We start from the raw sequence: 20,189 nt of genomic DNA on the forward strand, positions 1-20,189 counted from the left end.
CATTGCCTTTTACTAAAATTTAACGTGTAATCCCCTGCACTTGCTTAACTTTACAGCCTTTAATTTTGAGAATGGAATTACCAAAAAGATATACGATTACGGCTGCCCTGCCGTATACTAACGGGCCTATACATATTGGACATTTGGCAGGCGTTTATGTACCTGCCGATATATACGCACGCTTCATGAGAATGCAGGGGCGCGAGGTGGCCTTTGTGTGCGGGAGTGATGAACACGGGGTGCCTATTACCATAAAAGCAAAAAAAGAAGGCATTTCTCCACAAGATGTGGTAGATAAATACCATAAAGTAATTAAAAGAAGCTTTGAAGACTTCGGAATTTCTTTCGATAATTATTCGAGAACTTCGGCTAAAGTTCATCATAAAACAGCTTCCGAATTCTTTAAAAAGCTGTACGATTCTGGTAAATTTACTGAAGAAACCACCCAACAACTCTACGATCCTGAAGCTGAACAATTTTTGGCCGACAGGTTTGTGGTGGGTACCTGCCCAAAATGTGGTTTTGAAGAGAGTTATGGCGACCAGTGTGAAAAATGTGGAACCAGCCATAACGCTACAGATCTTATCAACCCAAAGTCGGCCATCACTGGCTCCACTCCGGTCTTGAAGGAAACCAGGCATTGGTTTTTGCCGCTAGATCAATACGAAAGCTGGCTTAAGGAATGGATCCTTGAAGGACATAAAAAAGACTGGAAATCTAATGTATACGGACAGGTAAAATCCTGGATCGATGACGGGCTGCGGCCACGTGCGGTGACCCGCGATCTTGACTGGGGGATTCCTGTACCCGTAGAAGGTGGGGAAGGGAAAGTGCTGTATGTATGGTTTGATGCCCCTATAGGCTATATTTCGTCTACTAAAGAGTGGGCAGAGAAAACCGGCAGAGACTGGGAACCGTTCTGGAAAGATGAAGACACCAAGCTTGTACATTTTATAGGGAAAGACAACATTGTATTCCATTGCGTTATTTTCCCGGCCATGCTTAAGGCTGAAGGCAGTTTTATCCTTCCGGAAAATGTACCTGCAAACGAATTTTTGAACCTGGAAGGCAACAAGCTTTCCACTTCAAAGAACTGGGCGGTGTGGCTGCATGAATATCTTGAAGAATTTCCTGGTCAGCAGGACGTGTTGAGGTATGCCTTAACTGCTAACGCGCCGGAGACCAAAGACAATGATTTTACCTGGAAAGATTTTCAGGCAAGAAATAACAACGAGCTGGTTGCCATTTTTGGAAACTTTATCAATCGGGTGGTAGTGCTCACCAACAAATATTACGAAGGAATAGTTCCTAAACCCGGAGCATTTTCTGAAGTTGACGAACAAACTTTAGCCGAATTAAAAGCCTATCCTGCAGTGATTGCAAGTTCTATTGAACGATACAGGTTTAGGGAAGCCCAGGGCGAACTCATGAACGTAGCCCGCCTCGGAAATAAATATTTGGCCGATGAAGAGCCATGGAAGCTTATCAAGACCGACGAAGAAAGGGTGAAAACCATCATGTATGTGGCGTTGCAGATAGCCTCGGCACTGGCCAGTCTTAGTGAACCCTTCCTGCCATTCAGTTCACAAAAGCTGAAAAATATATTAGATTATAGCCGCTCTACTTCGGAAGCAGTGATCAACACCAGCGGAGTTGTTTTTGGAGAAGAGCAGGAGGAAAGCGAATGGGAAAAGATTAGCGCCGGAAAAGAGCTTTTAGAACCCGGACATGCTATTGGAAAAGCCGAATTACTTTTTTCAAAAATAGAAGACGAACAAATTCAGAAGCAATTGGATAAACTGGAAGCAACAAAGGCAGCAAACAAAGCCGAAAACAAAAAAGCCGAACCCCAGAAGGAAATTGCCACTTTTGAAGATTTTTCAAAAATGGATCTGCGGGTGGGAACAATAGTTGAAGCCGAAAAGATGCCGAAAGCCAACAAGCTTTTAGTGTTGAAGGTAGATACCGGAATTGATGTACGCACCATAGTTTCGGGTATTGCTGAAAGCTTTAAACCTGAAGATATTATAGGAAAAAAAGTAACCGTGCTTGTGAACCTTGCACCGCGTAAACTGCGCGGGGTGGAGAGTGAAGGTATGATCTTGATGACCCAGAACAAAGAAGGTAAGCTGGTCTTCGTGAATCCCGATGAAGAGGGAGTGAAAGAGGGTACGGTGATTTCGTAGGTCTCGACTCCGCTCGACCTGACAATGCGTTGTCTCCCCGAGCGGAGTCGAGGGGTTTCTTTCTAGAACGATCTTCAATTTGAAAAGATGAAACTGTATTATGTCTATATCCTTGAATGTTCCGATAAACTCCTTTATACGGGTATAACAAATGATATTTCCAGAAGACTGGAAGAACATAATGCTGGATTAAATAAAAACAGCTTCACCTATAAAAGGAGGCCAGTAGAAGTAATATTTCACCAGGAGTTTACTAATGTAATTCAGGCAATATGGTTTGAAAAGAAGATCAAAAAATGGAGCGCTCAGAAGAAAAGAGCTTTGGCTAATGAAGATGAGATACTTCTGAAGCTTTTGGCTGAGTGCCGGAATGAAAGTCATTCTAAAAATAGGAATATTAATAATTAGGAGATTGCCAGTGAGCTTATCCTGAATAATATTTAGAAAGGATTGAGGTCTCGACTTCGCTCGACCTGACAAATGAATTGTCTCCTTTACACCATTTAGTCTCCCCGAGCGGAGTCGAGGGGTTTCTTGAGAAAAAGAATTAAAAAAAACGATAGGAGGTTTGCATTCCGCTCGACCTGACAAAAAAATGCTCAAAATCGCTTTCCATCCCATTTACTTTCTGCCTTTGCCCAAAGGCCATCGTTTCCCGATGGAAAAATATGAACTGGTGCCACAGCAATTACTTCACGAGGGCACCTGCACCCAGGAAAACTTTTTTGAACCTGTATTCCCCAACGAATCTGATATTCTTGCTGTTCACGATAAGAATTATGTAGAGGCGCTAAAGAATCAGACGCTGAGCTACCGCGAAGCCAGGAGCATTGGCTTACCTCTGTCTAAAAAACTGGTGGAACGGGAATTTCTAATTACCTCGGGCACTATTAAGGCGGCAGAATATGCTCTGCAACATGGCATTGCAATGAACATTGCCGGTGGCACCCATCATGCTTATTCAAATCAGGGGGAAGGCTTTTGTATGTTTAACGATCAGGCGGTGGCGGCGAAATGGCTGCAAAAGGAAAATCTAGCAAAGAAGATCCTTATCGTCGATTTAGATGTACACCAGGGAAATGGAACGGCAGAAATCTTCCAGAATGATCCTTCGGTCTTTACTTTTTCTATGCACGGGAAAAACAATTATCCCTTTAAAAAGGAAAAATCTGATCTTGATATAGAGCTGGAGAACAATACCGGCGATGAAGAATATCTAAAGATCCTGAAAGAAACCCTGCCCCGACTTATCGAAGAACAAACCCCTGATTTCATCTTCTATTTAAGCGGAGTGGACATCCTGGCTACAGATAAACTTGGAAAGCTGGGCTGCACCCAGGCCGGTTGTAAGGAAAGAGACCGATTTGTACTGCAAACCTGCCATGACCTGAGAATTCCGGTTGAAGTGAGTATGGGCGGCGGCTATTCTCCCCATATTAAAAATATTGTGGAGGCACACGCCAACACTTTCCGGCAGGCACAGGAAATCTATTTTTAAAAAATAACAAGCGCAGGGAGTTCCTGCACTTGTTACTCAAAAATGGCATTTTTGACACCTATTTTTCCGGCAGGATCAATTCTCTGCATACAACTTCGGTTACATATTTTTTGATGCCGTTCTTGTCTTCATAGCTTCGGCTGTTCAGTTTTCCTTCGAGCTCAATTTCCCTGCCTTTAGGAACCTGCTGCTCCACCATCTCGGCCATTTTGCCCCACGCGACGATATTATGCCATTGGGTATCGGTCACTTTTTCTCCTTTATGATTGGTGTAGGTCTCTCGTGTGGCAAGGGAGAATTTTGCCAGTTTTCGACCGGTACTTAATGTGATGATCTCGGGCGCCTTGCCCACGTTGCCCGACAGCTGTACGTTGTTTTTTAGCGTGTTCATAATTGTATGAATTATCGTTAATAGATCCTTATTTTCCGAGAAGCAGTACCTCATTGCAAACTACTTCTGTTACATATCTTTTTATGCCGTCTTTATCCTCATAGCTGCGGCTGGTAAGTTTGCCTTCCACACCTATTTCTTTACCTTTAGGCACGTAGTTTTCAATAAGATCGGCAGTTTTGCCCCAGGCAACTACGTTGTGCCACTGCGTATCGGTTACTTTTTCGCCTTTGTTGTTCTTATAGGTTTCATTGGTGGCGATAGAGAATTTGGCAAGCTTCTTACCCGATTCCATGTTTACGATCTCTGGTGCGTTCCCTACGTGTCCAATAAGCTGTACTTTGTTTCTTAGTGTGTTCATGATGTCAAAATTTGTTTTAGCTGAAATTCATTTGTTCATTTCAACGAGACAAACCTACTACCGGTCTCAAATGTTATTCGGTTGATACTGATTTGTTTTCGTTTACATCCGTTTGTAAGTGTTTGTAAACGAATAATTTTTGTGCCGTAAATTTTTGTATTATTACAAAACTGCTGTGTTATCAACCATTTGAGACCAACCAAGAATGAACCAAAGAGCCTTCTGGAAATATTACCGGGATTTCAATTTTTTCAACCTCATTTTCTCTGTGATCTCGGGAATATATTTTGGAATGTTAAGCGGTACGCTAATCTTTCTTAGCTTCGGAATGCTTATTGGCTATCTTGGTTACGAAACCTTCAGAAAAAATGAATATTACCTGTACTACAACCTCGGATTTTCCAAAAGATTCCTTCTGAAGAAGGTGTGGATCTGCAATCTCATTTTTGTGACTCCGCTTCTAATCATACTCTTCCTTTTTCTATGAAACAGCTCGAAGTAAATAAGCTGAGTCATAGCTTCGGAAAAAATCAGCTTCTGTGTGACATTTCTTTCAGCTGTAAAACGGGTGAGATTATTGGCCTTTTTGGCAGGAATGGTTCAGGTAAATCTACTTTGCTTAAGGCGGTAATGGGAATTATAAGTGTAGATGCTGTAAGTTTAACGCTTGATGGGGTGAAGGTGAAAACTTCCGAAGTAATTCCGAAGAAAATGACAGGCTATTTGCCTCAGGACAGTTTTCTCCCCAAAGAGCTGAAGGTGCGCGATGTGATTCCCCTGATTTTTCCTGAAGGAGAAGGGCAGGACAGGATATTTTACTCGCCGGGGGTCGCTGCTTTTGAAAACAAAAAGGTTGGCAAGCTCTCTGCCGGACAATTAAAGTACCTGGAATTGCTGTTGCTGGCCCACCTGCCGCATCCTTTCCTGCTGCTAGACGAGCCTTTTTCTATGGTGGAGCCGCAGTATATCGAAAAGATCAAAGAGCTGCTGCTTTCGCTTAAAGCAACTAAGGGGATTGTGGTTACAGATCATTATTACCGCGATGTGCTGGAGATAGCAGTTGGTAATTTTATTCTGAAAAAAGAGAAATTGCACAAGGTGGAAAACGAGGAAGACCTGGCAACGCACGAATATTTAAAAGTTAGAAATCAATGAAACCTGCTTCGGCAAAAGAAATAAGAGACGAATTAAAACACCAGGACCGGGAGGAGCTTTTGCAAATTGTGCTTCGCCTGTCGCGTTTTAAAAAGGAAAATAAAGAACTGCTTACCTATCTCCTGTTTGATGCACAGGATGAAGAGGAATACAAGCAGAAGGTGAAAATGGAGATGGATGTAGAATTTGAGGAAATCAACCGCAGCAATGCTTATTACACAAAGAAAGGCATCCGAAAGATCCTCAAAAATGTCAAAAAATACAGTCGATATTCGGGGAAAAAGGAAACCGAAGTAGAATTGCTGATCTATTTTCTTCAGAAGATGAATGATTTCAAACCTTCCATCCGCCGTAATAAGATCCTGAAAAGCCTTTATGAACGGCAGCTGGACCTGGCGAAAAAGAATATGGAGAAGCTGCACGAAGACCTGCAGTACGACCTGAACCTGGAGCTGGAGAAACTTGAGTAGTATTTAGTATTTAGTATTGAGAATTGAGATTCTGGCCTATAGTCAAGAGTTAAAATAGTTATTAAATCATTGAGTAAAATGGATTTTCCGCATTTTGAAACAGGCCGGCTGCGGTTAAGGCAGATCACAGAAGATGACCTTGAAAATATATTTTCGGGCCTTTCACATCCCGGGGTGATCAAATACTACGGAGTTCATTACAAGAGCCTTGATGACACCTGGGAACAGCTGGAGTGGTATGCAGAACTGGAAAGGACCCGAACGGGCATATGGTGGGCGATAATTTCTGCTGAAGACAATAGCTTCTGCGGGGCAATTGGGTATAACAACCTGAGCAGGGAACACAAAAAAGCAGAACTGGGATTTTGGCTGCTTCCGAAGTATTGGGGAAAGGGATATGTGCAGGAGGCGCTGGAAGTGGTGCTGGAATATGCTTTTCAAAAGTTACATCTCCACAGGATTGAAGCCTTTGTGGAAACCGAGAACATCAGTAGCCAAAATACCCTCCAAAAATGCCATTTTCAGCAGGAAGGAATTTTGAGAGATTCAGAACTAAAGAACGGCAGGTTTATTAGTGTGGCTGTTTTTTCAAAAATTAATTGAATAAGAGTTAAGAACCAATGCTGATTTGAAAAAGCTGAGGTAAAAAGCAGAAGTCTTTAAAAACTTAATCTTTCGGAATGGGCAGGTGATGATTAGTAGGTAAATTCATTTTTATTGGAAGAAAGTTTTTCACATTTTGATAAATCCCATTCCCTTTAATAACGCGGATAGTAGATACTTTATGAACAAGTTCTGAGTATAGTTTGGGAGTATATTACGAACAAAACTAATAGTATACTAATAGTAAACTAATACCTTTTTCTATATTTGTAAAGCGTTTACGATAAGCAATAAAAAACCCACCTGTTCCAGCAGGTGGGTCTTAGACAAAAGTTACTGTTGTTCACTTATTGTCTCTCAGGGGCTAAAGCTCTCTGAGGATCATGTAGATCAAAAGCAAATAAATCGCTTCCATATCATACCAGGTATTTGAGCGTTAATCACAAGAACCGGAGTTGCAGCTTCGGTTTTTGTTTTTTCAGTACTGATTAACTCTGTTACAGAACTTTGTAAAAGTACCACCTTTGCTTCATGTTAAAAGGGGGCTTCGCAGCTTTCTTATTAACCAAAGTCTGTTGAAAAAAATTTTCTTTTATTTTTGACTCTTCTATCCCTGTCTGTTACTGCCCTCAACCTTTTGATATGGCCATAAAAATATTAACAAGCACAGATATTTTTTCTGCAAATTGCTTCGCCTGTTAAACCATTAATAGTTTGTGGCGAAGCTTCAATGAACAGTGAGTGAGAAGGTCCGAGTAGAGAAAAATGATCTGTGCATCTGTGGCCTTTTTTCAATTAGCATTATTAATAAACAAAGATTTTTTCGTGAGCTTAACCTAATCTTTGTGATCTTAGTGAGAAATTACACATGAGTGAGTCATCCTTCCGAGTAAGAAGACCAAGAAAAATTATTCGTGTATTCGTGGCCATTTTTTTAATTATCAATCAAAAATAAATAGGAGTAAACAGATTTGAGTGGAAAATCTGAGTAGAGAGAAATCATCTGTGCATCTGTGGCCTTTTTCATTGAGAGTGCAAGCCCAGCAAATCAAAATCATCTTTGTATCAGCGACAAAAAACCTCTCAGCAAAATTTAATGAAAAATCACTAATTTTAAAAGTATGGAAAAAGGCTGTCTTGAATGTGGAGAAAAAATTGTGGGGAGAACAGATAAAAAGTTCTGCAGCGATTACTGTCGCAATGCATATAACAACAATCTCAACAAAGACAGCAAGAATCTGGTGCGCAACGTTAATAACCAGTTGCGCAAAAACTACCGTATTCTCGAAGAGCTAAATCCCGATGGGAAAATTAAACTTTCCAAATCAAAACTGCTTACCAAAGGCTTTAATTTCGATTATTTCACCAGCATATATACTACAAAGACCGGGAATACCTACTACTTCGTTTATGACCAGGGATATCTGCCGCTTGAAGGGGATTTTTATGCACTTGTAAAGAGGATCTAAGAGCCCCAGCTTTGTCCTTTCAGGGCAAGTGCTGCCCTAAGAACATCACTCTGGCTTAATTGCCCTACAAGTTTGCCGTTGCTTACTATAGGAAAGCGACGAAACCTATGTTCAATGAATTTTTTTGCTGCTTCAAGCACATTCATTTCAGCATCTATAGTAATAGCGTCGCAGGTCATTCGTTTTTCCACAAGGTTGTCATCCATCGGCAGATTATAATACCTGCTGTCTGAGATATGTTTTATACAATCCCCTTCAGAGATCACTCCCTGCAAATTATAATCCTCGTCCACCACACAGGCACCCGATATTTTATGATGCATTAGTTGCTCCATCACTTCAATAACAGTTTGATGTTTTCTGAAGGTCACCAGGTCTGTCGTCATATAATCTTTCACGCACATTGGAGTACTTGCAGCTTTTTCGGGCTCGGCCCTTCTTCCTTGAAAACTCTTTATTCCCATAGCACAAGTATTTGATTGTTAGCTCTTAAAATATGAATTTCCTACAATAATATAAAGGGAGTTGGCAATACTTTAAGATTTTTGGACAGCCAGCTTAGTTGTTGAACTGCTTTTAAATATATTTGAATATGGCTAAAAATATTCAGGCACTTATTGCGCTTCTGGTTCTTATTGCAGGTATCACCTGGAGTGTGCAGGGAACACGCCCCTATGTAGATTTAGATAAAGAAGTACCAGCTAATGAATTCTCTACGGCCCGGGCTTTTAAACACGTTCAGGCATTGGCGCAGCAACCTCACTATGTGGGTAGTGCGGCGCATTCACATGCCCGAAATTATATTGTAGATCAACTTGAAAACCTGGGGCTTCTCATTGAAATGCAGGAAGGGTTTACCCTTAATAAAACAGGTGCTTTAGTACGTTCACAAAATATCCTGGCACGAATAGCAGGCAAGGGTGAGGGGCCGGCGCTGCTTCTTATGTCACACTATGATAGTGCAATGCATTCTTCGCCGGGCGCCAGTGATGCAGCCAGCGGCGTGGCAACCATACTTGAAGCTATCAGGGCGTATCGTGCTTCGGGGAATGTTCCCGCTAATGACATTATCCTTCTTTTTACCGATGCCGAAGAGCTGGGCCTCAACGGTGCCGAATTGTTTGTAAAAGAACATCCGTGGGCTGCAAATGTTGGGCTGGCCCTCAATTTTGAATCTCGTGGTAGTGGAGGGAATTCTTTTATGCTGCTTGAGACCAACGGAGGAAATAAAGCCTTAATTGATCTTTTTACTGAAGCCGAAGTCCCTTATCCCGTCACAAATTCCCTGGCTTACAGCGTTTATAAAATGCTGCCCAACGATACCGATCTTACTGTGCTGCGCGAGCAAGGGAATATCAACGGACTCAATTTTGCTTTTATCGATGATCACTTCGACTATCACACGGCTACAGATATTCCTGAAAATCTTGATGCACGTACGCTGGCCCACCAGGGCAGTTATTTAATGCCCTTGCTGAAGTATTCGGCTTCGGCACCACTCAGCAGTCTAAATTCTGAAGAAGATGTGCTATTTTTTGATATTCCAGGCCTCAATTTAGTAACGTATCCATACAGCTGGGTCTTTCCCCTGTTGTTCATTTCGCTTCTTTTGCTACTTGCCGTAATTATCTTTGGGATGCTGAAGAAAAAGCTGAAGGTGAAACCAATGCTGAAAGGCTTTTTGCCATTGCTGCTATCGCTTTTCCTGGCTGGGTTGGCAGGTTATTTCTTTTGGGAATTCGCCCTTTGGTTTTACCCGCAGTACCAGGAAATGGAGCACGGCTTTACTTACAATGGTTACTGGTACCTTGCAGCCATAATCTTCCTGGCCCTCGCCATTTGTTTTTACGTTTATCACAGGTTCCGGAAGCCTCAAAATACACATGAACTCCTGGTAGCGCCGCTTATTTTGTGGTGGATTATAATTGCCCTGGCTGCAGTCTACTTAAAAGGGGCGGCATATTTCGTGCTTCCGCTTATGTTTGGAATTGTACAGCTATTCATTTTGATCCTCGATTTAAAATGGAAATTGATCCTCCTGGCCTTTTTGAGCCTGCCGGCCATCTTTATTCTCATGCCGTTCATCCTGTCGTTCCCGGTTGCATTGGGGCTTAAAATGCTCTTTCTGTCGGCTGTTCTGGTGGTGCTTTTATTCGTGCTGTTGTGGCCGGTTTTTGGAGCGCTAAGGAGTAATCAGCTTTTTGGGTTCGTGTGTTTTGTGATTTTTATAGGGCTCTTCCTTGTTGCACATTTTAAATCGGAATTCAATGAGGCACGTCCACGGCCCAACAGCCTGGTCTACGTGGCCGATAAGGATAGGAATATAGCCACCTGGAACACTTATGATGCCGGGCTCGATACCTTTACTGCAGCTTATTTTGAAGATGCTGAAGTTGCACAACAAGAGAATTGGTTTGGGAGCAAGAACGGCAGCAGTTTTAGTAAAACTGCCCCGGCACCACAAATTATGCTGCCTGCACCCTATATCTCTGTTCAAAAAGCCAGTAACGAAGCTGAAGGAGAGGATGTGTACCACGTAAAAATTGCTCCAAACCGGGAGATCAATCGAATGGCCCTTTTTGCCGATAAAGCCGTTAATTTTAAATCTTTTAAAGCCAACGGACTGGAAGCAGGTTACCTTCAACCCGGCCAGAGTGAGCTTCACGTTCACAAAAGCAGGTGGAGGGACCAGTTGTTGTCTTATTACGCCGTTAGTAAAGACACCCTGCGCCTGGAAATGACTGTTGAAGAGGGACTGCAGCCCAAAATCACCCTCTTGGAGGCATCCTATGACCTGTTTGAGAATACGCAGTTGCAGGTGCCTGCCCGCGATGAGGCTATGATTCCGCGGCCTTTTGTGCTGAATGATGCAATTGTGGTGAAGAAAACGTTTATTTTAAAGTAAAGCACCAAATTTCAAGCACCAAATTCCAAAATAGACACAAAACAAATTACAGATATTAATGTCATCGATCGTAAAATATTTTTTTCTCACGTCACACGTCTGTTCTAACTTCGTACTTCTAAAATTTAACTTTTCATAATTTGAAAAACATCTCCATACTCGGAACCGGCTGGCTGGGATTCCCGCTGGCTAAAATGCTAATGGCTGAAGGCCTTTCGGTAAAGGGCTCTACAACTTCTGCTGAAAAGCTTCCGGTTTTAAAACAGGCAGGTATCGATGCTTTTCAAATTAAAGTTACTGCGGAAGGTGTTGAGGGAAATATTGAAGATTTCCTTTCCAAAAATGGCATTTTGATCGTTGATTTTCCCCCGGGACTTCGAAAGAACCCGGAAGTGAATTATTCCGAAGCAATAAAAAAGCTGGCTGAAGCTATTGAGGCTTCAGGTGTCAAAAAGGTCATTTTTGTGTCCTCAATTTCCGTTTATGAAGAGACAGAAAGCTTTCCTGTCTATACCGAAGATACGCTTCCCAATGCCACTTCAGCTTCTGGGAAAGAGATCATTTCCGCAGAAAAAATTCTTCTTGAAAATGCCATTTTTGACACTACAGTAATTCGCTTTGGCGGACTCATTGGTGCGGGGCGCCATCCTGTGAAGTACCTTGCCGGCAGGAGCGGACTCGCAAATCCGTTAGGGCCTGTAAATCTTATTCATTTGGAAGATTGCCTGCAGGTGATAAAAAAGGTACTCAAAAATGACATTTTTGGAGAGGTATACAATGCCGTTTTCCCACTGAATCCGCCGAAGGAGCAATATTATCAGAAAAAAGCAGGGGAAATGGAGTTGGAGCTTCCGCAGTTCGATGAGTCCGCACCATCTGTAGGAAAAGTGATTTCAGCTTCAAAAGTGATGCGGCAGCTTGGAGTGGAATTCAGCGCTGGAATTTGATAAGTATCGGCACGGATTACAAATCCGCGCCAGCTGTTTTTTGTCTTTTCGCGATGGGATTTATTGCTTGAGTTTTGTGTCGGGTATTTTTATTCATGTGATTGCTGCTGGTGGCAGTATCGGCACAGATTGCAAATCCGCGCCAACCAATTAAGTACTCTTTAGAAATTAGAATTTGACATTTGGTGCTTGAAGATTGGAATTTGGCTCTTCTTAATGTATATTTTAATCTTAATAACTTTTGAAACTTTGCAGTGGCATCATACCTCCGTTTTTTTAGATTTGAGGTTTTGAAAAATTCGAGGATAGCCTATGAGCGCATTTGTGATAAGTAAAAGAGATAATGGGAATTATAAGTTCACTTTTGCCTCCCGGAAGGGAAAAACCATCTTCACCAGTATTGCCTGCAGGGAAAAAACCGACTGTGAAAAGATCATAGAGACAATTCAGGGGGAGCTCGATTCTTTCACATTCAGGAAGGCCAGAACGGGTTCGGGAAAATATTTTTTCAGGATTACCCGCGGCGGATTTGTGCTTGCTACCAGCCGAAAATTCTCTACAGAATTAATGCTTCAAAAAGGTATTGATCAATTCTTGAAATATGTGCCGGAAGCCGAAACACTGGATTTTTCATTAAATGAAGATGTTTTTGCAGAGGTTGAAGAAGAAGAATGATCTTTCTTATTAATTGAATATTTTGGAGGGGGATTTCTTTGGGAATTGCTGTGGGAATTGCTGTGGAGACGTTGCATGCAACGTCTGTACTTTTCCATTTCCTCCATTTCATTCATTTCTTTCCCCCTTCTTTCTCTTCTCTTCTATCTTCTCTTCTATCTTCTCTTCTATCTTCTCTTCCTCATTTTTCTTTCCTTTTTTTTCTCTATTTTCTTTAGAATATTTCCGGGGGTGAAAAAGGTGCCTAAAATGTCATTTTTGAGAGGTGTTTTTCTTCTGAAGAAAAGCAATCGGCTTCGAAATATCCTTCCGCAGTAAAATTCAGATTTTAAGCTTCGAGAACAGGGGATTCACTTTCCTTTTTCACCAGGAACATCACATACACCAGCAGGCCACAGGCAATTAAAGAAAGCAGGATCATGACGTTCCATGTGGTGGCGTACCCGAATTTGTTGATCATCTGCATTCCGGAATTGTGGCCAAAAATATGTCCTATAGAAAAGGCTATGCTGTACAAAGCCATGTAGGAACCTTGTTTTCCACCTTCGGCTCTTTTGAGGGCAAAGCTGTTAGAAAACGGAAATGCGATCATTTCGCCAAGGGTCAAAAAAATCATTCCTACAAGCAGGATTCCCACCCATCCTGTAAGATTGATAAGCATAAAACTGATGGCGACAAGTATAGAGCCCGTGATGACGTGGAAAAGCGTGGAACGGACTTTTGCTTCCAGGTATTTGATGAGGGGCATTTCAAACAGGAAGATGAGGAAACCGTTTAAGCCCAGTAAAACTCCAATCTCGAACTCGCTTAGAAAATGCACTTCGGCGTAATATAAGGGGATGGTGGAGAAATACTGCAGAAAAACAAACCCAAACAAGATCATGGCACCAATGAAAACCAAGTAAGGTTTGTCTTTCATCATGGACTTCGGAATGCTGAGGATCTCTTTTGGATTTTCAACAGCTTTCTTAGGATGAAGCAATTTTAGCAGCAGAAAACCTGCTGTGATACAGGTAATCCCATCTACCCAAAAGAGTCCGCCGTAACCGGCACCTGCAATAATCAATCCGCCAACGGCGGGACCTGCGGAAAATCCGAGGTTAATAGCGAGCCTTATTAGTGTGATAGATCGAGTTCGGTTTTGAGGTTTACTGTAGGCGTTAATGGCGACAAAAACTGCGGGCCTAAAAGTGTCGGCTACCAGCATTACGATAAAGATTCCGGCGCAAATTCCCCAGAAAGTGGTGGGAAACTGCAAAAAGATAAATAGCACGCCCGAAATGAGCAGGCTAAAGGCCATGGTTTTGTAGTGGCCAATCCTGTCGACAAGTTTCCCACCCAGCCAGGAGCCGGCGACGGAACCCAGGCCAAAGAAAGTGAGGATCCAGCCTACTTCTTCGAGAGAAAAGCCGCGGTTTTTAGTCAAGTACAGCGAAAGGAACGGAATCACCATGGTTCCCGCACGGTTGATGAAGGTGATAAACGCCAGCAGCCATACCTCCCGCCTCAGGTCGCTGAATGATCCTATATACGCCTTAAATAATCGCTGTAACATTGCTGAAAATAAAAGGCTGAAATTAAATTAAAAATGGATTGGTTTGGTTGCTGCTGCCAGTATTTTTTTAGTAGCCTCAGGTTACAGTTTTAGAAGTTCTTGCTACTGCGATGTTCACTATGGGGCAATTATATCTGTTTTTTGCTTAATTCATGGAGTTTTAGGATGGTTTTCCAATTCCTGGTGGTAGCTCCAACTTTTAATTTCTTCTCAAAAAAATTGTTGTTCAGTTTTGTTTGGTGGTATTTACCTTCGCAAAAAATGAATACCTCTTTTTCTGCGATTTTAAATTTATCGGGGTCGTAGTTAAAGGTTTGTGTTTTTTCTAAATTTTCTTTCGAAGGTTTTTCCTTTAAAAAGGTCAGATGTAATTGATTGATGTCTGTATTTTTATCATAAAACGGATTCTTACGAATCAAAGTCTGCAGTTCTTCTGAATCCCGAACAATGACAGGTACTTCAAACCCAAATTTTTCTTGAATAGCATCTTCAAGTAAATCTTCCAGCTTAGAGTTTTTTAGTTGAGAATTGAAAAGGAGATTGCCACTTTGAATGTAAGTTTCTATTTGTTCTAAACCCAATTGTTCACATAAGGCTTTTAGATCGGCCATTAGGATCTTTCTTTTTCCACCAACATTTATTCCTCTTAAAATTGCAATTTTTCTATTCATGTGGATGGTGAATGTGATTAGTAAAATATCATTTTTGAAAGGTAAAGGTTTCTTTAGGGAATTATTTTATGATCAATGGAATTTATCCTCTTTCCATTTTGCCGGATTATTCTTGATGTAGTTGGAAATGTTCTGAAAAGAGATTTCATTCCGGATGATGATATCATAAAAGCGGGTTTGCCATTCAAAATCAAATCCCAGCCGGTGGGCATGTTTTGTGGTGGCCGATTTATATGATCTGATTATTGTAGAAATAGAATTGGATTTTGGGGAGATCTTTGCCATTTGGGGATTTTTAGGGGGAGGCTGAGGATAATCCTGGGGCTGAGGAGACAGTGGAGACGTTGCATGCAACGTCTGTACGGGAGCTTGGGGATGATTCCCGGGGGAATCATTTTTGGGATCTAATCGATCCTCAATATTTCCTTTGGAAATATTTTCTTCCTTCGGAATTTCGGGATTATTAAGGATGAGGATGCCGTGGATGTGGTTGGGCATCACAATGAAATTGCCTAATTCCACGCCAGAGGCGTGGTGGGGAATTTCGTGCCACAGGATATCTGCAATTACGCCTGTGGGAGAGAATTCCATCTTTCCGTTTTTGATTTCTCCAAAGTAGTGTTTTCTATTGGCGGTGCAGATGGTGATAAAGTATGCGGCATTCCATCTGTAATCCCAGCTTTCGAGTCGGGCAGATTTTATTCGGTATTTGTTTTTAAAAAGATCGGCCATTGGGCACCTGCTTAATGAGTGTGTTGCTAATTTTGGTTGAATTCATTCTTCTTCCGAAGAGGTTTTAAGATATAAAATTTTAAATATCAATTGTTTATAAGATAAAGATTTCTAAAAAAAGGTGTTTAAAAATGCCATTTTTGAGAGGTGTTGGTGGGGGATGGTGTGGCAGTGGAGACGTGGAGACGTTGTTGCATGCAACGTCTGTACCTTTTCTTTTTGAATAATTCCTGGCGGAATTATTTAATCCCTGCGGGATTTATATTTTCTTTTTTTCCTTTGGAAATAAAAAAAAGCCCCTCTTTTGGAGGGGCTTGAAATGTTCTTTTGAAAGGTATTACCAGATTTTCACTCTGTTTTCAGGAGCTACGTACATTGAATCTCCTTCCTGAATATTGAAAGCATCATAGAAAGCATCAATATTTTGTAATGGAACGTAAGCTCTGTATTCTCCCGGGGAGTGTGGATCTGTCTTGATCCTGTTTCGAAGTGCTTCTTCTCTCATCTTGGTTCTCCAAACGGTAGCCCAACTCATAAAGAATCGCTGCTCGGGGGTGAATCCATCTATTTCTCCCGGATTTCCGTGTTCCTTCAGGTGAATCTGGAGTCCGTCGTAGGCAGCATTCACACCTCCAAGGTCACCAATATTTTCACCAAGAGTGAATTTTCCGTTGATATAAACCGAATCCAACACTTCAATAGCGCTATACTGGTCAGCCAGTCTTCCGCCAAGGGTTTCAAACTGCTCAAGGTCTTTCTCGCTCCACCAGTTGTTCAGGTTTCCATCAGCATCAAATCGCGAACCGCTGTCGTCAAAGCCGTGAGAGATCTCGTGGCCTATTACCGCTCCAATTCCGCCGTAGTTCACAGCAGCATCGGCTTTATAGTCGTAGAAAGGTGGTTGTAAAATGGCCGCAGGGAACACGATCTCGTTGTAAAGCGGGTTATAATAAGCGTTCACAATTTGTGGCGCCATGAACCATTCGCTCTTGTCTACAGGTTTTCCAAGTTCGGAGATTTCTTCTTCAACCCTCCATTTTGCAATGTTGAGCATGTTCTGAAAATAAGATCCTTCATTTGCAGGTTCTTTAATGTCTATGCTGCTATAGTCTTTCCAGGTATCAGGATAACCTACCTTGATCTTTGTGGTGCCCAGTTTTTGCTTGGCCTTTACTTTGGTGCTGTCGCTCATCCAGGTAAGGTTGTCAATTCGGTTTTCAAAAGCTTTAACCACGTTCTCGATCATTTCTTCGGCTTTTTGTTTTGCTTCAGCCGGGAAATGCTCTTCTACGTAAAGTTTACCCAGTGCTTCTCCCACCGTTTGGTTAATTGTGGCAAGGGCACGCTCGTTACGTGGCAGTTGTTTTTGTGCTCCGCGAAGGGTCTTTTCGTAAAAGTCCCAGTTGGCATCTTCAATCTCGGTAGTAAGCATTCCTGCTGCATCATTGAAAAGAGCCCATCTAAGGTATTCTTTCCACTCCTCAACATTTTGAGAGGCCAGGGTTTTTTGAACAGCTTCCATATAGCGCGGCTGGCTTACAATAATGGTATCTATGTTGGCAGCGCCTATAGATTCGAAATATTTGTTCCAGTTCACTGCGGAAACTTTCTTCTGAAGTTCGGCAACGGTCATTGGGTTATATGTATTTCGGGCATCACGACGCTCTACCTTGTCTAGCATTGGTTGCGCAAGGGCGGTTTCAAACTCCAAAATGGTTTCTGCCTTTTTTGCAGCCTCTTCTTCAGAATCTCCCAAATACTGAAGCATTTTGGTAACGTGAGCAACATACTTCTCACGCTTTTCTTTAGAATCGGCATCTTCAGCAATATAATAGTCTCTGTCGGGCAGGCCAAGACCTCCCGGAGATAAGTAAGCTGCATTCATGTTAGAATTCTTTGCATCGGCACCTACACCAAAGCTGAAGAATCCGCCGCCGCCATACATTTGCATTTCCTCAAGATAAGTCTGCACGTCTTCTTTGGTCTTGATAGCCGCAATCTTATCGAGGTAAGGCTGAATAGGCTCAATTCCCTGCTCGTTACGGGCAACGGTATCCATAATGGTCTTGTAGAGGTAAACTGCTTTAGCCTGGTCGCTGTTCCCGTCAAGTCTGTCGCTTTTTGCTGCAGCTTCTAAAAGGGCAAGTGCATCGGCATCTGTTTTTTCGCGGAGTTCGTTAAAACTTCCCCATACGGTTTTGTCTTCAGGGATGTCGTTTGTGTCCAGCCAGCGGCCGTTTACGTACCTAAAGAAATTCTCCTGCGGAGTCACGGTGGTGTCCATATAGGCAAGATTGATGCCGCGAGGTTCTTCGGCTTCAACTTCTTTGTCGTTCTTACAGCTGGTGAAAGCCGCTGTAGCCATAAAAGAAAGGAGAAAACCTTTACTTATTCTATTCATGTTAAAATTTGTTTTTATTGCTGCGAAATTTAGTAAAAAGGAATGAATTTTCAACTTAGGCGTTGCCGCTTAGTTTGCTCTTAATTTAGTGATCAACCTGCGGTCAAAATCCTCTTTTAGAGAGGTTAGGGAATCTACATGTTCATTGGGTACAGCGATTGACAGCACATAGTGTTTTACTTTCCAAGTGTCACCTTCTTTTACCGCTACACCGCTCCCGCGGCAAATACCCATTTGAGTATCCAGTAGCTCGTCAAACCAGGCTATTTTCGCATCTTCGGCGAAGAAAATATTCCGTTCCAGGGTGCTAAAGCTCCAGGCCGTGCCACGGTCAAAATATGGTTTGGCCCATTTCATAAATTCCTGTTTGTTCCAGTTCTCGGTAGGATCTGTGCCTATAAAGACAGATTCTTCAGCCATTAAACTGAAATAATTTTCATAGTTGGCTTCGGCAGCAGCTTCATGCCATTCTTCGAGAAGATTGTTCATGCTGCTCTTTTTGGACTGCCCAAAAGCAAAGCTTCCGAAGAAAAACAGGAGTGTCAAAAATGATATTTTTTGCATAGGTTTTTATAATTTATAGTCTGTAGTCTTTAGTGGGTAGACGGGATAAAAATTGATAATAATTAAGTTCTTATAAATTTTCCTTTTCGGCATCAAGCGCAACGAAATTTTTAATGGCCTCGTTGGGTTCAATGATGTTATACCCGCTCCAGAAATCGGGGTTGTATGTTTTAAAGGTTTTATACTCAAAATCATCGGTTGCAGCAATATTATCGAGGCTTTCGGGAGCCATGGCTTCGGTTTGATATACTACCAGCTGTAGCTTCACGATTTCGCTCACCCTAAGATCGAGGTCAAGGTCGAGTTCATTTTGTTTGCGGCGGCCTTTAAGGTGTTTGTTCTTTTCAATAATGGTGAGTGGCCGCTTAATTCCCACGGTTTCCCCGGTTTCGCGCTCCAGGTAACTCAGGTTGTATTTTCCGGCTTCGTCTTTTACAAAGATCATCTTGCCGCGGTAAACATCATCGGCAGTGCTAATTCCAAAGAGACGAAATTTCTTTAATGGCTTCACATTTTCGTATTCCAAACGATGTACCCCATAATCTAACGTATTGACGTACATTCTGCCTTTAAAATCGGCTCCTCTTTTGGGTTCAAAATCTATGACGTAAACGGTATTGTTGTCAATATACGCGTAGCCGTTGAGGTTGTATTTGTACTTGTTCGACTTGTCAAAAAGGTTAAAAGTAATGTCCTCTTTCCAGAACATACCGTTCATAAGCCTTTTTACATTAGCACCTGAACTCTCCTGTAGATACTTTCTGCTTTTAACCCTGGCTTTTTCTTTTTCTTCGGGAGTTTTTTCTTCCTTTTTTTCGGTTACTACCAGTCCTTCTTTCAATTCGTCTTCATCTACCTTAAACCCTATGATCCCCGATTTTATCTTCAGGTAAGAACGTTCTTTTAAGGTGTTCATGAAGAGCGTGTTGAAATTTTCGGTGATCTCCTCCAGGTTTTTCATGCTCTGCGGATTGTAGAGGTTTGCCGCTTTAATGATGTTGACCTTCTGGGTGTCATAGTTCCCGTACATGTCGGCCAAAACTTCTTTGTACGAATCGGAAACTTTAGGGATTTTTGCAGAGATCTCATTCATAAGATCCTGATCTATCCCTTCAATTGTACTTTTATCTACCTCCATATCAAACCGGCGTACATAACTGGTGCCAGATTGCCTTAAGAAGACCCTCTTCTTGCTGTTGTCAAAATTATAATTGTTATTGACCTCCTCTTTTACCTTTTCTAAAATTTCTTTTGCTGAAAGGTTCTTGTTAGAAAGAAAGACTCCTCCCAGTTCAATAGATGCGGGCTTCAGATAAATAATTCCTTCGGAAATTTCAGCGGGGGTAATTTCAAGGAGTTCGTACCCTAAAGAGGAGATCTTCACTATTTCGGGAAGTTTATCTTCTTCGGCATTATAGCTGAAGTAGCCTTCTTCATTGGTAACGAGTCCGCGGTTTTCACCAAAAACAACATTCGCGTAAGGTATAGGTTGTTTAGTACCGGCATCAAGCACTTTGGCTTTGATTTCCTGTGCCTGAACAAAAGTAGCCTGGAGAAATAGAAAGAATACTAAGAGGGATTTCATTGAGAATGTTTTGTTTATAGA

20 protein-coding genes are annotated in these 20,189 nt (G+C 42.0%); 11 read left to right on the forward strand and 9 right to left on the reverse strand.

The window, feature by feature from the left end; translation table 11 throughout:
- Nucleotides 1–71: 71 nt before the first annotated feature.
- The 3 genes from metG (at nt 72) to VS868_RS08480 (ending at nt 3,684) form a co-directional block, all read left to right on the forward strand.
- Nucleotides 72–2,186: a methionine--tRNA ligase gene (gene metG, locus VS868_RS08470; protein WP_266068059.1), complete on the forward strand. Its 2,115-nt coding sequence runs from the start codon at nt 72–74 to the stop codon at nt 2,184–2,186.
- A gap of 87 nt (nt 2,187–2,273) precedes the next feature.
- Nucleotides 2,274–2,594: a GIY-YIG nuclease family protein gene (locus VS868_RS08475; protein ID WP_266068058.1), complete on the forward strand. Its 321-nt coding sequence runs from the start codon at nt 2,274–2,276 to the stop codon at nt 2,592–2,594.
- A gap of 187 nt (nt 2,595–2,781) precedes the next feature.
- Nucleotides 2,782–3,684 (forward strand): histone deacetylase, encoded by a 903-nt coding sequence (locus VS868_RS08480; protein ID WP_345596684.1) that lies wholly within the window; start codon nt 2,782–2,784, stop codon nt 3,682–3,684.
- 58 nt (nt 3,685–3,742) lie between these two features.
- Here VS868_RS08480 and VS868_RS08485 read toward each other — a convergent pair whose 3' ends face one another.
- Both VS868_RS08485 and ssb read right to left on the reverse strand, forming a co-directional pair.
- Nucleotides 3,743–4,075: a single-stranded DNA-binding protein gene (locus tag VS868_RS08485; protein WP_345596686.1), complete on the reverse strand. Its 333-nt coding sequence runs from the start codon at nt 4,073–4,075 to the stop codon at nt 3,743–3,745.
- 28 nt (nt 4,076–4,103) lie between these two features.
- Nucleotides 4,104–4,436, reverse strand: a complete 333-nt coding sequence (ssb, locus tag VS868_RS08490) for a single-stranded DNA-binding protein (protein ID WP_266068055.1) — start codon at nt 4,434–4,436, stop codon at nt 4,104–4,106.
- Nucleotides 4,437–4,641: 205 nt separating this feature from the next.
- Between ssb and VS868_RS08495 the strand changes: the two genes are divergently transcribed.
- From VS868_RS08495 to VS868_RS08515, 5 genes are all read left to right on the forward strand, one after another.
- Nucleotides 4,642–4,923, forward strand: coding sequence for a hypothetical protein (locus VS868_RS08495; RefSeq protein ID WP_345596689.1), 282 nt, complete (start codon nt 4,642–4,644; stop codon nt 4,921–4,923).
- A complete protein-coding gene (locus tag VS868_RS08500) occupies nt 4,920–5,591 on the forward strand; it encodes an ATP-binding cassette domain-containing protein (RefSeq protein ID WP_345596691.1) in 672 nt (223 codons plus the stop codon). The genes VS868_RS08495 and VS868_RS08500 overlap by 4 nt, the downstream gene beginning before the upstream one ends.
- Entirely contained in the window at nt 5,588–6,061 is a 474-nt protein-coding gene (locus VS868_RS08505) for a hypothetical protein (protein ID WP_345596693.1), read from the forward strand. The genes VS868_RS08500 and VS868_RS08505 overlap by 4 nt, the downstream gene beginning before the upstream one ends.
- Before the next feature lie 78 nt (nt 6,062–6,139).
- Entirely contained in the window at nt 6,140–6,664 is a 525-nt protein-coding gene (locus tag VS868_RS08510) for a GNAT family N-acetyltransferase (protein ID WP_345596695.1), read from the forward strand.
- 1,121 nt (nt 6,665–7,785) lie between these two features.
- Nucleotides 7,786–8,133 (forward strand): hypothetical protein, encoded by a 348-nt coding sequence (locus VS868_RS08515; RefSeq protein ID WP_266068049.1) that lies wholly within the window; start codon nt 7,786–7,788, stop codon nt 8,131–8,133.
- Here the strand turns inward: VS868_RS08515 and VS868_RS08520 are convergent.
- Nucleotides 8,130–8,597: a CBS domain-containing protein gene (locus VS868_RS08520; protein WP_266068048.1), complete on the reverse strand. Its 468-nt coding sequence runs from the start codon at nt 8,595–8,597 to the stop codon at nt 8,130–8,132. The genes VS868_RS08515 and VS868_RS08520 overlap by 4 nt on opposite strands.
- Nucleotides 8,598–8,725: 128 nt before the next feature.
- Between VS868_RS08520 and VS868_RS08525 the strand changes: the two genes are divergently transcribed.
- The 3 genes from VS868_RS08525 to VS868_RS08535 all read left to right on the forward strand — a co-directional run bounded on the left by VS868_RS08525 (nt 8,726) and on the right by VS868_RS08535 (nt 12,660).
- On the forward strand, nt 8,726–11,038 hold the full coding sequence (locus tag VS868_RS08525) for a M20/M25/M40 family metallo-hydrolase (RefSeq protein ID WP_345596700.1): 2,313 nt from the start codon (nt 8,726–8,728) through the stop codon (nt 11,036–11,038).
- A 140-nt stretch (nt 11,039–11,178) separates the two neighbouring features.
- Nucleotides 11,179–11,985, forward strand: a complete 807-nt coding sequence (locus tag VS868_RS08530; protein ID WP_345596702.1) for an NAD(P)H-binding protein — start codon at nt 11,179–11,181, stop codon at nt 11,983–11,985.
- A gap of 312 nt (nt 11,986–12,297) precedes the next feature.
- Nucleotides 12,298–12,660, forward strand: coding sequence for a DUF1508 domain-containing protein (locus VS868_RS08535; RefSeq protein ID WP_266068043.1), 363 nt, complete (start codon nt 12,298–12,300; stop codon nt 12,658–12,660).
- A gap of 328 nt (nt 12,661–12,988) precedes the next feature.
- On the opposite strand, the gene VS868_RS08540 is transcribed toward VS868_RS08535, so the two are convergent.
- The 6 genes from VS868_RS08540 to VS868_RS08565 form a co-directional block, all read right to left on the reverse strand.
- Nucleotides 12,989–14,215, reverse strand: coding sequence for an MFS transporter (locus VS868_RS08540; RefSeq protein ID WP_345596705.1), 1,227 nt, complete (start codon nt 14,213–14,215; stop codon nt 12,989–12,991).
- Nucleotides 14,216–14,343: 128 nt separating this feature from the next.
- Complete coding sequence (locus VS868_RS08545; RefSeq protein WP_345596707.1) at nt 14,344–14,886, reverse strand: DUF1697 domain-containing protein; 543 nt, start codon at nt 14,884–14,886, stop codon at nt 14,344–14,346.
- Between the two features lie 72 nt (nt 14,887–14,958).
- A complete protein-coding gene (locus tag VS868_RS08550; protein ID WP_345596709.1) occupies nt 14,959–15,618 on the reverse strand; it encodes a transposase in 660 nt (219 codons plus the stop codon).
- Nucleotides 15,619–15,955: 337 nt separating this feature from the next.
- Nucleotides 15,956–18,019, reverse strand: coding sequence for a M13 family metallopeptidase (locus VS868_RS08555; protein ID WP_345596711.1), 2,064 nt, complete (start codon nt 18,017–18,019; stop codon nt 15,956–15,958).
- A 69-nt stretch (nt 18,020–18,088) separates the two neighbouring features.
- Nucleotides 18,089–18,583 (reverse strand): nuclear transport factor 2 family protein, encoded by a 495-nt coding sequence (locus tag VS868_RS08560; RefSeq protein ID WP_345596713.1) that lies wholly within the window; start codon nt 18,581–18,583, stop codon nt 18,089–18,091.
- 70 nt (nt 18,584–18,653) lie between these two features.
- Nucleotides 18,654–20,168 carry a carboxypeptidase-like regulatory domain-containing protein gene (locus VS868_RS08565; protein WP_345596715.1) on the reverse strand — a complete coding sequence of 505 codons (1,515 nt, stop codon included), beginning with the start codon at nt 20,166–20,168 and terminating at the stop codon, nt 18,654–18,656.
- Nucleotides 20,169–20,189: the final 21 nt, after the last annotated feature.

It is taken from the genome of Salinimicrobium sp. 3283s, assembly GCF_039602225.1.
Classification (GTDB): Bacteria; Bacteroidota; Bacteroidia; order Flavobacteriales; family Flavobacteriaceae; genus Salinimicrobium; species Salinimicrobium profundisediminis.